Source organism: Martinezella lusitana, assembly GCF_016901135.1.
Lineage (GTDB): Bacteria > Pseudomonadota > Alphaproteobacteria > Rhizobiales > Rhizobiaceae > Rhizobium > Rhizobium lusitanum_D.
Genome location: NZ_JAFEVL010000020.1, coordinates 499,246 through 512,762, shown reverse-complemented (window position 1 = coordinate 512,762; position 13,517 = coordinate 499,246). Strand labels below are relative to the sequence as shown.

Genomic DNA, 13,517 nt, shown 5'->3' with positions numbered 1-13,517 from the left:
TGAACGAATCCGCCCTCCTAGCCGCCGCAGAAGCCATGCGAGACGCTGAGATAGGGTATAGGATCAATCTAACGCGTCTGGTCGATGATGTTGCCGAACACACGGCAACGCTGCCCGATGGAAGCACGCATGTTTTCCCAACATCTGCCGCCGCCTCCGAATTCGTCGAGCGCGAACGCAACCTCGCCAAGGCTAAGGCGGCTGTTGAGGCGTATCTGGCGGGGATGGGGGATGGATGGATTGAAATCCAAGACGCCCCGAAGGATTGCCTAATCGCCGCTATCTGCTGGCATCCTCCATTTGGCTCTTATGAAGGGAAATGGGTAGGACCTGAGTTCTATGCTTGGAACGAAAACATGAAATATTGGGATAATAAGCAGCGCGGTACCTGCATTTGGCCGCAATACCATGACCGATATCGCTGCCGGTCACTCGGCCCTCTCCCCACTCCTCCTTCAATACCCTCTGACGAAGGGAGCGAGAAACCATGAGCGAGATCGTAGAACGCCTGCGTCAGCGCGCCTTAGCGCTTCAGAGCGTCCCCCGACAAACTGCCACCACGAAATATGATACCGAACTCTCTACCGAATCTGCCGATGAGATTACTCGTCTTCGAGCCAAGATAGATTATATGCTCATGGAAGAAGAGGGTAGCGACGCCGCAAAGCGTGAGCTAGCGGAAATCCTCTCCGCATTTGAACCGAGATGGAAGCATCTTCGGAATGCTGCTCTTCACCTCATCGCCGAACGAGACTCCCTCAAGGCCCTATGCGACGAGATGGCGAAGGCGCTGGAGCCATTTTCACAAGAAGCCGAAAAATGGTGGATGGGCGCCAGCGACGAACGGTTCATTGCGCCAGATACTTCTATAAGATTGGCCGATCTTCGTGCTGCTCGTGCCGCTATTTCTGCCTATCGCAAGGCGAAGGAGGTCGAGAATGGCTGAAATCCTTCGCCTCATCTCCGAAACCGAATCCTGGCGGAAGTTTCACAAGAACCGCAGCCAGCATATCGAGGCCGCTGCGTGCGCCATCCGGATCAAAGCTCTTCGCGATGCGCTGTCTTGTCTTCCGCCTTCCTCCCCCAATCCTCTTCCAGAACAAAGAGACAACATAGGCAAGGAGGGGAAATGACCATCCTTGACGAAGCCATATCGCCGGCTATGGCCGTTGCCAAACTGCAGGCGGCAGGGATACGAATATCTGAGCGCACCTTGCGCGAGCGAGCGCGGGCTCTCGGGGCCTGTCGAGTGCTCGGGAAGACGATGTTTCTGTTGCCCTCCGATCTCGATACCATTGTTCACGCCGCCAAGCCGGAGCCAATTCGATGCCAGAACTCTACAAGCGCAAAGGGAGCATCTACTGGCACTTCGATTGCACCGTGGATGGAAAGCGACACAGAAGATCTACGAAAACGACTGACCTCCGGCTCGCGCAAGACACCGCGAGCAAATACGATAACGAACTCCGTCGTGCCGCTGTCCACGGTGAAGAAGCGATCCTGACTTTTCCTCAGGCGCTGAAGCTGTATATCGATGATGGTGGTGATAAGCGCTTCACCGTCCCGCTTCTCGACCATTTTGCGAAATGGAAGGTCAAGGACATTACCGGGCCAGTCATCCGGAGTGCGGCGAAGACGATCTATCCGAATGCTGCTGCGGCGACATGGAACCGTCAGGTCATTACGCCGATGCGCGCGATCGTCAATCATGCGGCTGACGCCAAGGGCACGCAGAAGATCAGCGTCAAGCGGTTTCCTGAAATTAGGAAGGTGCGCGCCGCTGGGAACAAGGCATGGCTCGATGTCTTCTACAAGACCGCCAAGCGTCTTGATATGCCAGAGACGGCGGCTGCAGCTCGCTTCATGTTCGAGACGGCCACCCGCGTTTCGGAAGCTTGCCGCCTAACATGGGACGATGTGAGCCTTCAGGAGCGCCATGCATTCCTGACGAAGACGAAGACGGAGCCGCGCAAGGTATTTTTGACGCGCGCCATGGTCATCGATCTGGCGAATATCCGGAGCATGAGTGAAGACCTTGTCTTCGGAGCTGCCAATCGATCGACGATCAAGAAGCGCTTCGACAAGGTGATTAAAGCGGCCGGACTAGTCCGCCTGACGAGCCATGAGATCGGGCGGCACGGATTCGCAACGGAGATGATCCGACGCAATGGCGTGGATGTTGCGACGACAGCAGATCACGGCGGGTGGAAGTCACGCCGGCTGCTGATGGAGACTTATGTGGAAGGGGATGCGGATCGTGAGGTGATCGACCGCGTTTTCGGCAAGAAATGAGGCGCTTTGGCACGCCTGCGTCACAGCGTGTGACACGAAAAAATCTTCTTGACGAGAAAATATAACAAAATCAAACTGATGAAATGGGATAGCCCAGAGAATAATACTCCCTTAGCAGGGGAGCGCCTTCGACCACTCGGCCACCTCTCCGGTGCGGCCCTGATAGGGCCATTCATTTATCGACGCAAGCGCTTTTTCATCTCCGCGCATGTTCTCCGTGCATTAAGACGGCCGGAGCATCCCGCGGAGGCGAACTCCATAGCCGGCTTGCAGTTGCCATCAAACCAGGAGCTGTTTGATATCCGCAGCCGGATCGGCCAGAACGGCTTTCGACGGATTGACGCCCGTTTCCAGCAGCTTCTTGCCGGTAACATAAGCCTTTGCGTCGTTGACGGCATCGACAGCAATGAAACGGCCCTGCTTGAAATACCAGACGGAAACGGAGCCCTCGCGGGCGCCGGCGCGCATAAGTGTCTCGTCATAGCCGAGGTTGAAACCGGCGATCTGCAGTTTCACGTCATACTGATCCGACCAGAACCACGGCTTCGGATCATAGGCCTCGTTGCCGCCAGCGATGATCTCGGCTGCGGCTTCCGCCTGATCGACGGCGTTCTGGACCGATTCGAGGCGGATCCGGCCGCCTTCCCATGGCAGCTCGACACAATCGCCCACGGCGAAAATGGATGGATCGGACGTGCGGGCGAACGAATCGACGACGATGCCGTTGCCGACCTCGAGGCCGGCTTCCTTGGCGAGCCTGTCATTCGGGGCGACACCGATACCGACGACGACGAAGTCGACATCTATGGTGGATCCATCGGAAAGCTCCGCGGCGGCGACATGACCGTTCCTGCCGACGAGCTGCTTCAGTCCGGTCTTCTCGCGAATGACGACATCATGCTTCCTGTGTATCGCCCTGAAGATGTCAGCCGTTTCCTTGGCCGCGACACGCTGCAGGATTCTGTCGCTCATTTCGATCAGGGTGACCTCGAGGCCGCGATGGCGCGCGACGGCGGCGGCCTCAAGTCCGATATACCCGCCGCCGATGATGAGGACCCGGCGTCCGGGGCGCATTTCGCCCGCAAGAAGATCAGCATCGCGCTTGTCGCGGGCGAGATAGACGCCTTCGAGCGTGCCACCGACGGAAGGCGGCAGCCGGCGCGGAGTGGCGCCCGTCGCAAGCGCCAGCGTTTCATAGCCTAGCACCGAGCCGTCCTGCATGACGATCTGCTTTGCGGCGCGGTTGATCTGCTCGACCCAGGTGGACAGGCGGATATCGACATTGTTGTCGGCATACCAATGTTCCGGGCGGAACAGCAGGCGATCGAACGTCATCTCGCCGAGCAGGTATTTCTTGGTCAATGGCGGCCGCTGATAGGGAAGGCTCTCCTCCGCACCAACGATGGTGATAGGCCTGGAATCACCCAGCGTCCGCAATTTGGCTGCGAGCGCAAAGCCTGCCTGCCCGGCCCCGACAATGACCAATCTGCCCGTCACGATCCGTACTCCATTGTTATTAAGGCGATCCGCCGGCGTGATACGAGGACGGATGCGCCTATGGATTTCAAGGGGTAACGCTTACACCTGCAAGCGTCAATCACGACTGACCCTGCGCCATGGATCGGGAGAAAATTAGGCCGAAAGCCAAGAGCGGCGGACGTCCGGCCGACGCCGGACTGCCGCTCCATCTCTTTTTCTGCCGCATTTGTGCCGCGCCAGGTGAGTCCGCCTGGCTGCAAAATGCTTAATCGACGATTTCGATCCAGCGCCGCTCGTGGAAGGATCGAGCCATGGCATGAACCGACTTTTCGATGCGCAGGCCGTCCGCGAAAGCGACGACTGACGCAGCTTCGCCGGAAATGGCGCGGATCAGCTCGCGGCATTCGATGATCTTCAGATCGTTGAAGCCGAGACCATGGCCGGGGGCCGGGATGAAGCGGTCGTAGGGCTTGTGCGCGGGGGCGGCGAGAACCTTGCGGAACCCCTGTTCGCTATCCCTGCCCTCGGCCTGGTAAAGCTCGAATTCGTTCATGCGCTCCTGGTCATAGGAGATCGACCCCTTGGAGCCGAAGATCTGCAGGGCTATCCGCCCCTTGCGGCCCCAGGCCGAGCGATTGGCCATGAGCACGGCGGAAATGCCGCCTCCCAGCCGCATCAGCACATTGGCGAGATCGTGATTTTCGACGGTGCGGCTGCCGCCGCCCTTCAACGGCCGCTCGGCATAGGGCTTCGCCATATCGGTGACGACAGCTTCCACATGGCCGAAGAGGAACCACAGCAGCGAGAGAGGGTGCACGGCAAAATCGTCAAGAGCGCCGTAGCCTGAGGCAAGCTCGCTCTTCCAGTAGAACAGGCCGTTCGGATCGGCCATGAAATCCTCGTCCATCTCGACGCGGACGTGATTGACCGTGCCGATCGCACCGTCTTCGATCAGCGACTTGATGTGCCGCATCACCGGGTTCTGGATATAATTGTAGCCGAGAACGGCAACCTTGCCGGAAGCTTTGGCGGCAGCCAGCATGCGCTCGGCATCGCCATAGGCAGGCGCCATAGGCTTTTCGCACCAGACATGCTTGCCGGCTTCCAGGGCCGCAATCGCCATTTCCGGATGGAATTGATTGGGTGTGGTGACGGAAACAACGTCGACGTCGGGATCGGCGATGAGTTCGCGCCAGTCGGCCGTCGCCTTTTCGAAGCCGAATTCGTCGCCGCGAGCCTTCGCCAGATCGGCATTGGCCTCGGCCAGATGCACCAGGCGCGGCCGCGCGACATCGCCGAACACGGTCTTGACCGCATTCCACGCCAGCGCATGGCATTTGCCCATATAGCCGGTTCCGATCAATCCAACGCCCAACGGCTTCATTTGCCTGTTCTCCTCACATCATCTCCCGAAGTTGGGCTGATTTTTGGAATATCTGGACCGTTTTGACAAGCGCACTCTTGCGGCCGCTGCCGTCAAAAATCGCCAAAAATAGAAATTATATATTGTAAATCATTCACTTAAAAATATTCGTGCTGAGCAAATCAAAATCCGCTATCGTTGCGAATATGGAATATTTGTTTCATTGACGTGTATGGCGGCGGGAGGACGGGGCATGGACAACAGCATCGACACGCAGATCAGGGTGCCGCGTGACTTCGAGAGCCTGCGCAGCATCATCATAGAGCGAAAGAATGCCATGCCGAAGCGCCTTGCGCAGGTCGCTGCCTTCGCGCTTTCCAATCCCGACGAGATCGCCTTCGGCACAACGGCCAGCATCGCTATGGCGGCCGAAGTCCAGCCGTCGACGCTGGTGCGCCTTGCCCATCATCTCGGTTATGAGGGCTTTTCCGACCTGCAGAGCATCTTTCGCGAAAGGCTGCGCGACCGGACGCTGAGCTACGAAGAGCGGCTGGTGACGCTGGAGCGCTCCGGCATACAGGACGAAGAGGCAGGCATTCTCTCGGGCTTTCTCTCTGCTGCCAGCCAATCGGTCAACAAGCTCGCTGCCACCATAGAGACGGAGACCTTTGCCAAGGCAATCGACGTGCTCGCCGCCGCGGAGACGATCTATCTCATCGCCAAGCGCCGCTCGTACCCGCTGACGGCGCATATGACCTACGCCTTTTCCAAACTGAACATACGCCACCAGATCGTCGCTTCGCCGAACGGCATCGATGGCGAGATTACCCGCTTCGCCACGGAGAAAGACGCGGCGATCGCCGCGAGCTTTTCCCCCTATGCCGCCGATAGCCTGGCGCAGGCGGAGGATCTCGCCGCGCGCAACGTGCCCGTCATCGCCATCACCGATTCGGCCTTCTCGCCGCTCACCGCCTGCGCCACCCATTGGTTCGAAGTAGCGGAAGCCGACTTCGCCGGCTTCCGCTCGCTGTCGGCCTCCATGGCGCTCATCATGGCCTTTCCTGTCGCCATCGCCGAGCGTCGGCGAAAAGGCGTGATAAAAGCAGACAAAACGAAAATGGAATAAACATTCCGAATTGACAAAATCTCGGAACCAATGTTTCATTACAGCCGGGATCACGGCCGTGGGAGATGGCCGCCCGATCGACCACAACCGGGACAAAACAAACACCGGCACTTTCAATAACGCATGATCTCGCCGCAGGCTGAAGAGCGAAAGAGGTCATGCCCGGACGGGAGGACATCATGGCACACGACAATCCGGGCGCTCAGCCGGAGGCGAAACTCGATGTGATCACCATCGGCCGCTCCTCCGTCGATCTTTATGGCCAGCAGATCGGCTCGCGGCTGGAGGATATCGCCTCCTTCGCCAAGTCGGTCGGCGGCTGCCCGGCCAATATCGCCATCGGCACGGCGCGGCTTGGTCTGAAATCCGGTCTCATTACCCGTGTCGGCGACGAGCAGATGGGCCGTTTCATCCGCGAACAATCGGCGCGCGAGGGCGTTGCCGTCGAGGGGATCGCGACGGATAAGGAGCGCCTGACAGCGCTGGTGTTGCTCGCGGTCGAGGCCGAGGGCGTCTCGCCGATGATCTTCTATCGCTCCGATTGCGCCGATATGGCGCTCGAGGAGAGCGATATCGACGAGGACTTCATCAAATCCTCCGCTGCCGTTCTGGTTTCCGGCACGCATTTCTCCAAGCCGAACACCGAAGCTGCGCAACGCAAGGCGATCCGCATCGCCAAGGCGAACGGACGCAAGGTGCTCTTCGATATCGACTACCGGCCGAACCTCTGGGGCCTTGCCGGTCACGCCGAAGGTTTTGAGCGCTATGTGAAATCGGATCGCGTTTCCTCGAAGATGAGGGAGACGCTACCGGATTGCGACCTGATCGTCGGTACGGAAGAGGAGATCATGATCGGCTCGGGCGTCGACGACGTGCTCGGCGCGCTGAAGGAGATCCGCCGCCTATCGCCTGCGGTCATCGTGCTGAAGCGCGGCGCCATGGGCTGCATCGTCTATGATGGACCGATCTCGGACGATCTTGAAGCCGGCATCGTTGGCGAGGGGTTCCCGATCGAAGTGTTCAACGTGCTCGGCGCCGGCGATGCCTTCATGTCCGGCTTTCTGCGCGGCTACCTGCGCGGCGAACCGCTGAAGACCTGCGCCACCTGGGCGAATGCCTGCGGCGCCTTCGCCGTTTCCCGGCTGCTCTGCTCGCCGGAATATCCGACCTGGACGGAGCTCGAATTCTTCCTGAAGACGGGAAGCAAGCACCGGGCCCTGCGCAAGGACGAATCGATCAACCACATTCATTGGGCAACGACCCGTCGCGGCGAGGTGCCGCTGTTGATGGCGCTTGCCATCGACCATCGCTCGCAGCTGGTCAGCGTTGCAGACGAACTGGGCGTTGGCCATGACAGGATCGTTGCCTTCAAGCGGCTCGCCGTCGAGGCGGCGGCACGAGTGTCGGGCGGTCGGTCCGGCTATGGCATGCTGATCGACGAGCGCTTCGGCCGCGATGCCTTCTTCGATGCCGCGACCAAGAACTTCTCCTGGATCGGCCGACCGGTCGAATTACCGGGCTCCAAACCGCTGAAATTCGAGTTCAGCCAGGATATCGGTTCGCAGCTCGTCGAATGGCCGCTCAACCACTGCATCAAATGCCTCTGCTTCTACCATCCGGACGACCCGAAGGAATTGAAGGCGGAGCAGCAGGAGAAGCTGCGGACGCTGTTCGAGGCAGCACGCAAGGTCGGCCGCGAACTGCTGGTCGAGATCATCGCCGGCAAGAACGGCCCATTGACCGACGACACGATCCCGACTGCCATGGAAGAGCTCTATGCGCTCGGCATCAAGCCCGATTGGTGGAAGCTGGAGCCGCAGGAATCGACAGCCGCGTGGAAAAAAATCGATGCCGTGATCGCCAAAAATGATCCATGGTGCCGGGGTATCGTGCTGCTCGGCCTGGAGGCGCCGGCGGAGGAATTGATCCGCAGCTTCGAGGCGACGCTGGCAGCACCCTCGGTCAAGGGTTTCGCCGTTGGGCGAACGATCTTTTCCGATGCGGCGCGCGCCTGGCTATCAGGCGGCATGAACGACGAGGAAGCGATTGCCGACATGGCCGGCCGCTTCCGGCAACTGACCCAGGCGTGGTTGAAAACCCGCGGCCTGCAATAGTTTAAAAGCATTTGGGAGGCGCCCCATGGGCAAGACGATCCGATTGACGATGGCACAGGCCGTCACACATTTCCTCACGAAACAGATGACCGTGATCGATGGTCAGAAGCTGCCGATCTTCGGCGGCGTCTGGGCGATCTTCGGCCACGGCAATGTCGCCGGCATGGGCGAGGCGCTCTATCAGGTGCGCGAGGAGCTGACGACCTATCGCGCTCACAATGAGCAAGGCATGGCGCACGCTGCCATCGCCTATGCCAAAGCGAGTTTCCGGCAACGCTTCATGGCCTGCACAACATCGATCGGCCCCGGGGCCCTCAACATGGTGACCGCAGCCGGCGTCGCGCATGTCAACCGCATCCCCGTGCTCTTCCTCCCCGGCGACGTCTTCGCCAACCGCGCGCCCGATCCGGTGTTGCAGCAGATCGAGGATTTCGGCGACGGCACCGTGTCCGCCAATGACGCCTTCCGTTCGGTCTCGCGCTATTTCGATCGCATCACCCGGCCCGAACAGATCATCACGGCGCTGAAGCGCGCCATGCAGGTCTTGACCGACCCGCTCGATTGCGGTCCGGTGACGCTCTCGCTTTGCCAGGATGTGCAGGCGGAGGCGTTCGACTATCCAGAGAGCTTCTTCGAGGAGCGCATCTGGACGACGCGACGCCCGCAGCCCGACACCAACGAGCTCGCCGATGCGATTGCGCTTATCCGCAAAGCTGAGAAGCCGGTTATCATCGCCGGCGGCGGCGTGCTCTATTCGCGGGCGACCAAGGAACTTACGGAGTTTGCAGAAACACACGGCGTGCCCGTCGTCGTCAGCCAGGCCGGCAAATCGGCAATCGACGAACGCCATCCGCTGGCGCTCGGCTCTGTCGGCGTGACCGGAACTTCGGCCGCGAACGCGATTGCCGAAGACACGGATTTGATTATTGCCGTCGGCACGCGATGCCAGGATTTCACGACCGGATCCTGGGCGCTGTTCAAGAACGAGAAGCTCTCCATCATCGGGCTCAATATCGCGGCATACGACGCATCGAAGCATGACGGCCGGCCGCTCGTTTGCGACGCGCGCGAAGGACTGAAGGCGCTTTCGGCAGGGCTCGCCGGTTGGCGGGCACCGGCAGCGCTCCTGGAGAAGGCGACCCATGAAAAGAAGATCTGGGTCGAAGCAGCCGCCAGAGCGATGGCCGCAACAAATACCGCCCTTCCCTCCGATGCCCAGGTCATCGGTGCGGTAACCCGTGCGATCGGCGGAGAAAACGCCATTTCCGTCTGCGCCGCCGGAGGCCTGCCAGGCGAACTGCACAAACTCTGGCCAGCCACGGTTCCTGGCAGCTACCACATGGAATATGGCTTCTCCTGCATGGGTTACGAGATTGCCGGCGGCCTTGGCACCAAGATGGCTTGCCCCGAAAAGGACGTCATCGTCATGGTCGGTGACGGCTCGTACATGATGCTGAACTCCGAGATCGCCACTTCGGTCATGCTCGGCCTCAAGCTCAACATCGTGTTGCTCGACAATCGCGGTTACGGATGCATCAACCGGCTGCAAATGGAAACCGGCGGCGCGAACTTCAACAATCTGCTGAAGGATTCGTACCATGAGGTGATGCCGGAGATCGACTTCCGGGCGCATGCGGAAAGCATGGGCGCGATATCAGTCAAGGTTGCCTCCATTGCCGAGCTGGAACAGGCGATCGAGGCCTCGAAGAAGAACGACCGCACCTCGGTCTTTGTCATCGATACCGATCCGCTGATCACAACGAACGAAGGCGGGCACTGGTGGGATGTCGCCGTTCCCGAAGTCAGCCCTCGTCCGCAAGTCAACAAGGCCCGCGCGGCCTATGAAGAAGCACGCGGCGCCCAGCGTATCCGCTGATCGATTTCTGTCATTTTTCTGGAGGAGCGTTTCAGCTCCCCCAAACGATGCCTTTAAGGAGACTATTGATGAAGGCCAAACTCGGCATGTCGCCCATCGCGTGGTGGAACGACGATCTTCCGGAGCTCAGCGACGATGTGTCCCTCGAGGAATGCCTGCGGCAATCGCGCGGCGCCGGCTTCACCGGCATGGAACAGGGCCGGCGTTTCCCCAGCAATCCTGAGGAGATGCTGCCTATCCTGCGCGCCGCCGACGTGACGCTCTGCGGCGGCTGGTTCTCGGGCACTCTGGTCAATGAGGAGCTTGCCGCCAACAAGGACCGCATCGCCCCGATGATCGCGCTGTTCAAGGCGGTCAATGCGCCCTGCATCGTCTATGGCGAAGTCGGCCGCTCCATCCAGGGCGACCGCTCCAAGCCGCTTGCCACCAAGCCGCGCCTTTCGGATGACGAGATGAAGGCCTATGCGCGCCGTGTGACCGAGTTTGGCGAATGGTGCGCCGCGCAGGGCATGCCGCTCTCCTACCACCACCACATGGCAGCGGTCGTCGAAACCGAGCCGGAACTCGACGCCTTCATGCGCAATTCCGGTGCAGGCATTCCGCTTCTGCTCGATGCGGGTCACCTCGCCTTTGCCGGCGGCGACGTCCTGCGCGCCATCGACAACCACCACGCCCGCATCAACCACGTTCACGTCAAGGATATCCGCAAGCCTGTCGTCGATGGGCTGGATCGCAGCCGGCAGTCCTTCCTGGATGCCGTCGCGCTCGGCGCGTTCACGGTACCCGGCGACGGCTCGCTCGATTTCGGCGCCATCGTCAAGCGTCTCGCCGGTTACGGCTATGAAGGCTGGTTCGTCGTCGAGGCCGAACAGGACCCGCGCAAGGCGCCGCCGCAGAAAATGGCCGAGATCGGTCATGCCGAGTTGATGCGGGTCATGACGGCCGCAGGTTATACGGTGGAAACCGAAGGTTTTCCCAAGTAAGCAAGGAAGAACGCCCATGCCAAATCTCAAGGTCAAACCTGATGGCTCCCATGGTCGTGTCACCCATGTCACGCCCGAAAGCGCCGGCTGGACCTATGTCGGCTTCGATCTCCACCGGCTAAAGCCGGGCGAAACGGCTTCAGTCGAGACCGGCGATCGCGAGGTCTGCCTCGTCTGGGTCAGCGGCAAGGGAAGCGCCAAGGCGGGCGAGAAGGATTTCGGCCTGCTCGGCGGCCGCATGAGCCCTTTCGAGGGAGCGCCGCACGCACTTTACATTCCAGCCGGCTCGAGCTGGTCGGTCACGGCTGAAACCGAATTGGAACTCGCCGTCTGCTCCGCGCCGGGCGGCGGCTCCCATGAGGCGCGTGCCATCCCGCCGGGAACACATCCGGCGCTGACGCGCGGCAAGGGCACCAATGTCCGCCATGTCAACAACATCATGCCTGAAGACGATGGTGCTGCGCATTCTCTGTTGGTTGTCGAAGTGATCACGCCGGGCGGCCATACCTCGTCCTATCCGCCGCACAAACACGATCAGGACGATCTCCCGAACGAAAGCTTCCTTGAGGAGACCTACTACCATCGCCTCAACCCGCCACAGGGCTTCGCCTTCCAGCGCGTCTATACCGACGACCGTTCGCTGGATGAGGTCATGGCGCTGGAGGACGGTGACGTGACGCTGGTGCCGAAGGGGTATCACCCCTGCGCCGCATGCCACGGCTATGACCTTTACTATCTCAACGTCATGGCTGGTCCGAAGCGCATCTGGAAATTCTACAATGCGCCGGAACATGAATGGCTGCTCAAGGCCTGAACGGCTTCAAAAGGAAAGGCCGCGCCTCGACAGCGCGGTCTTTCTCATTTCATGCCGGCAGCAGGCCGTAGCGCCAGCCCCGGTTTCTGGCGTTGCGCGAGAGCACGAGCCAGATGAGCAGGATCATTCCCGCCTCGGCAAAGACCGGCGTCATCCAGATCCCGCCTTCGCCGAAGAAGAGCGGCAAAAGAAATGTCAGCGGCAGCGTGAACAGATAGGGCCGCGACAAACCGAAGATCGCGCCGCGTTTCGCATCGCCGACCGACTGGAAATAGGACGACAGGATGATCGCCTGCCCGAAGAGGAAGTAGGCGCCGATCGTCCATGGCAGAATACGGCCGACTTCCCCGACGATCAGGGGATCCGCCACGAAGACCGCCCCCAGATGTCCCGCCAGCAGTTCGACGATCAATTCCACCACAGCGCAATAGACCAGAGCCGAGGCCATGGCGATCAGCACGCTGCGGCCGACACGGGCCGGAAGTGCGGCGCCATGATTGTGGCCCGATATGGTCTGCAGCGCGATGCTGAGGCCGAGAAGCGGCAGATAGGCGAAGGTCATCACCCTCGTCACGATCCCATAGGCGCCAACGGTCGAGACGTAATCGCCCTCATGCCAGATCGACAGGTTGAAGAGAATTGCCGCCGAGCTCAGCGAGATGCCGATAAAGCCTAGGCTCATCGGCGCGCCGAACGCGAAGATGCCGCGCCATTCGCGCAAATGCAGCTTCCTGTCGACCGCGAGCCCGCCGGGGCGACGCAGGCGATAGGCAAGGATGATCGTCAGGCAGATGAACTGCGCCAGGATCGAACCAGCGGCCGAGCCGACGACACCCCAATGCGCGACACCTATCAAGAGCCAGTTGGCGAAGATATTGAGCAGCGTTGAGGCAAGCGTCACCAGGGTCATGAAGCCGAGCCTTCCCTCGCAGCGCAATGCATCGATGTGTAGCGAGAGGAAGAAGCTGATCGGCGCGAAAGCGACCATGATGCCCATGAAAGCCTCGGCATTTGCGGCAACTACCTCGTTTCCCGCCGCCGCCATGGCGATAAGCTGCCGCCCGGCGAGCCAATAGATGATGTTGATGAGAATGACGACAGCCAGCGCCAGCGCATGAGCGCCGGTGAACACAGATCTTGCCCCGGCACGATCCCCGGCCCCGAGGCGGCGGGCAAGGATGCTCGCCATGCCATTCGAGACCAGCGACTGCAGCGCGATCAGCAACATCAGCGCCGGAAAGATGAGGCTAACAGCTGACAGTGCCTCAGCGCCGACATAGACGCCGAGGAAATAGGCGTCGACCACGGCAAAGAGGCCGCTAACCGTGGTGATGACGATAATCGGCGCGGCGGTTCGGGCAAAAACGCCGGGCAGCCAGCCGGTGAGGAACATGTTGGTTTCGGAATGACGTGTCATGATGAGGTCCAGGCGGAGTCGCTTGCTACAGGCGACACTCGAGATTCGTTGAT

Annotated in this window: 12 protein-coding genes and 1 tRNA gene; 9 read left to right on the top strand and 4 right to left on the bottom strand. The window is 60.4% G+C overall.

Annotated features, from left to right (window positions below):
* The 4 genes from JTP94_RS09655 to JTP94_RS09640 all read left to right on the top strand — a co-directional run.
* Nucleotides 1-491: hypothetical protein (locus JTP94_RS09655; RefSeq protein WP_204850279.1), on the top strand; the 491-nt coding region annotated here is incomplete at its 5' end.
* Nucleotides 488-946, top strand: coding sequence for a hypothetical protein (locus tag JTP94_RS09650; RefSeq protein ID WP_204850278.1), 459 nt, complete (start codon nt 488-490; stop codon nt 944-946). The genes JTP94_RS09655 and JTP94_RS09650, both read left to right, overlap by 4 nt.
* Nucleotides 939-1,133, top strand: a complete 195-nt coding sequence (locus tag JTP94_RS09645; protein WP_204850277.1) for a hypothetical protein — start codon at nt 939-941, stop codon at nt 1,131-1,133. The genes JTP94_RS09650 and JTP94_RS09645 overlap by 8 nt, the downstream gene beginning before the upstream one ends.
* 193 nt (nt 1,134-1,326) lie before the next feature.
* Nucleotides 1,327-2,292 (top strand): tyrosine-type recombinase/integrase, encoded by a 966-nt coding sequence (locus tag JTP94_RS09640; protein WP_204850276.1) that lies wholly within the window; start codon nt 1,327-1,329, stop codon nt 2,290-2,292.
* Between the two features lie 49 nt (nt 2,293-2,341).
* Here JTP94_RS09640 and JTP94_RS09635 read toward each other — a convergent pair.
* From JTP94_RS09635 to JTP94_RS09625, 3 genes are all read right to left on the bottom strand, one after another.
* A tRNA-Ser gene (locus JTP94_RS09635) sits at nt 2,342-2,442 on the bottom strand.
* A gap of 129 nt (nt 2,443-2,571) precedes the next feature.
* The gene (locus tag JTP94_RS09630) at nt 2,572-3,789 is read right to left on the bottom strand and encodes an FAD-dependent oxidoreductase (protein WP_204850275.1); all 1,218 of its coding nucleotides are present in this window, start codon (nt 3,787-3,789) and stop codon (nt 2,572-2,574) included.
* Between the two features lie 247 nt (nt 3,790-4,036).
* Complete coding sequence (locus tag JTP94_RS09625; protein WP_204850274.1) at nt 4,037-5,155, bottom strand: Gfo/Idh/MocA family protein; 1,119 nt, start codon at nt 5,153-5,155, stop codon at nt 4,037-4,039.
* Nucleotides 5,156-5,387: 232 nt separating this feature from the next.
* Between JTP94_RS09625 and JTP94_RS09620 the strand changes: the two genes are divergently transcribed.
* The 5 genes from JTP94_RS09620 to iolB all read left to right on the top strand — a co-directional run bounded on the left by JTP94_RS09620 (nt 5,388) and on the right by iolB (nt 12,047).
* A complete protein-coding gene (locus tag JTP94_RS09620) occupies nt 5,388-6,260 on the top strand; it encodes a MurR/RpiR family transcriptional regulator (protein WP_204850273.1) in 873 nt (290 codons plus the stop codon).
* A gap of 179 nt (nt 6,261-6,439) precedes the next feature.
* Nucleotides 6,440-8,374, top strand: coding sequence for a bifunctional 5-dehydro-2-deoxygluconokinase/5-dehydro-2-deoxyphosphogluconate aldolase (gene iolC, locus JTP94_RS09615; RefSeq protein ID WP_204850272.1), 1,935 nt, complete (start codon nt 6,440-6,442; stop codon nt 8,372-8,374).
* A 25-nt stretch (nt 8,375-8,399) separates the two neighbouring features.
* Entirely contained in the window at nt 8,400-10,250 is a 1,851-nt protein-coding gene (iolD, locus tag JTP94_RS09610; protein WP_204850271.1) for a 3D-(3,5/4)-trihydroxycyclohexane-1,2-dione acylhydrolase (decyclizing), read from the top strand.
* Between the two features lie 68 nt (nt 10,251-10,318).
* Nucleotides 10,319-11,233, top strand: a complete 915-nt coding sequence (gene iolE, locus JTP94_RS09605; RefSeq protein WP_204850270.1) for a myo-inosose-2 dehydratase — start codon at nt 10,319-10,321, stop codon at nt 11,231-11,233.
* Between the two features lie 16 nt (nt 11,234-11,249).
* Complete coding sequence (gene iolB / locus JTP94_RS09600; RefSeq protein WP_204850269.1) at nt 11,250-12,047, top strand: 5-deoxy-glucuronate isomerase; 798 nt, start codon at nt 11,250-11,252, stop codon at nt 12,045-12,047.
* Between the two features lie 49 nt (nt 12,048-12,096).
* Here iolB and JTP94_RS09595 read toward each other — a convergent pair whose 3' ends face one another.
* Nucleotides 12,097-13,464 carry an MATE family efflux transporter gene (locus tag JTP94_RS09595; RefSeq protein ID WP_204850268.1) on the bottom strand — a complete coding sequence of 456 codons (1,368 nt, stop codon included), beginning with the start codon at nt 13,462-13,464 and terminating at the stop codon, nt 12,097-12,099.
* Nucleotides 13,465-13,517 lie beyond the last annotated feature (53 nt).

What these genes read in the sequence shown, in the direction of transcription:
- JTP94_RS09625 (WP_204850274.1), bottom strand. Translation starts at nt 5,155, where the DNA reads ATGAAGCCGTTGGGCGTTGGATTGATCGGAACCGGCTATATGGGCAAA.
- JTP94_RS09595 (WP_204850268.1), bottom strand. Translation starts at nt 13,464, where the DNA reads ATGACACGTCATTCCGAAACCAACATGTTCCTCACCGGCTGGCTGCCC.
- JTP94_RS09645 (WP_204850277.1), top strand. Translation starts at nt 939, where the DNA reads ATGGCTGAAATCCTTCGCCTCATCTCCGAAACCGAATCCTGGCGGAAG.
- iolD (WP_204850271.1), top strand. Translation starts at nt 8,400, where the DNA reads ATGGGCAAGACGATCCGATTGACGATGGCACAGGCCGTCACACATTTC.
- JTP94_RS09650 (WP_204850278.1), top strand. Translation starts at nt 488, where the DNA reads ATGAGCGAGATCGTAGAACGCCTGCGTCAGCGCGCCTTAGCGCTTCAG.
- JTP94_RS09620 (WP_204850273.1), top strand. Translation starts at nt 5,388, where the DNA reads ATGGACAACAGCATCGACACGCAGATCAGGGTGCCGCGTGACTTCGAG.
- iolB (WP_204850269.1), top strand. Translation starts at nt 11,250, where the DNA reads ATGCCAAATCTCAAGGTCAAACCTGATGGCTCCCATGGTCGTGTCACC.
- iolC (WP_204850272.1), top strand. Translation starts at nt 6,440, where the DNA reads ATGGCACACGACAATCCGGGCGCTCAGCCGGAGGCGAAACTCGATGTG.
- iolE (WP_204850270.1), top strand. Translation starts at nt 10,319, where the DNA reads ATGAAGGCCAAACTCGGCATGTCGCCCATCGCGTGGTGGAACGACGAT.
- JTP94_RS09640 (WP_204850276.1), top strand. Translation starts at nt 1,327, where the DNA reads ATGCCAGAACTCTACAAGCGCAAAGGGAGCATCTACTGGCACTTCGAT.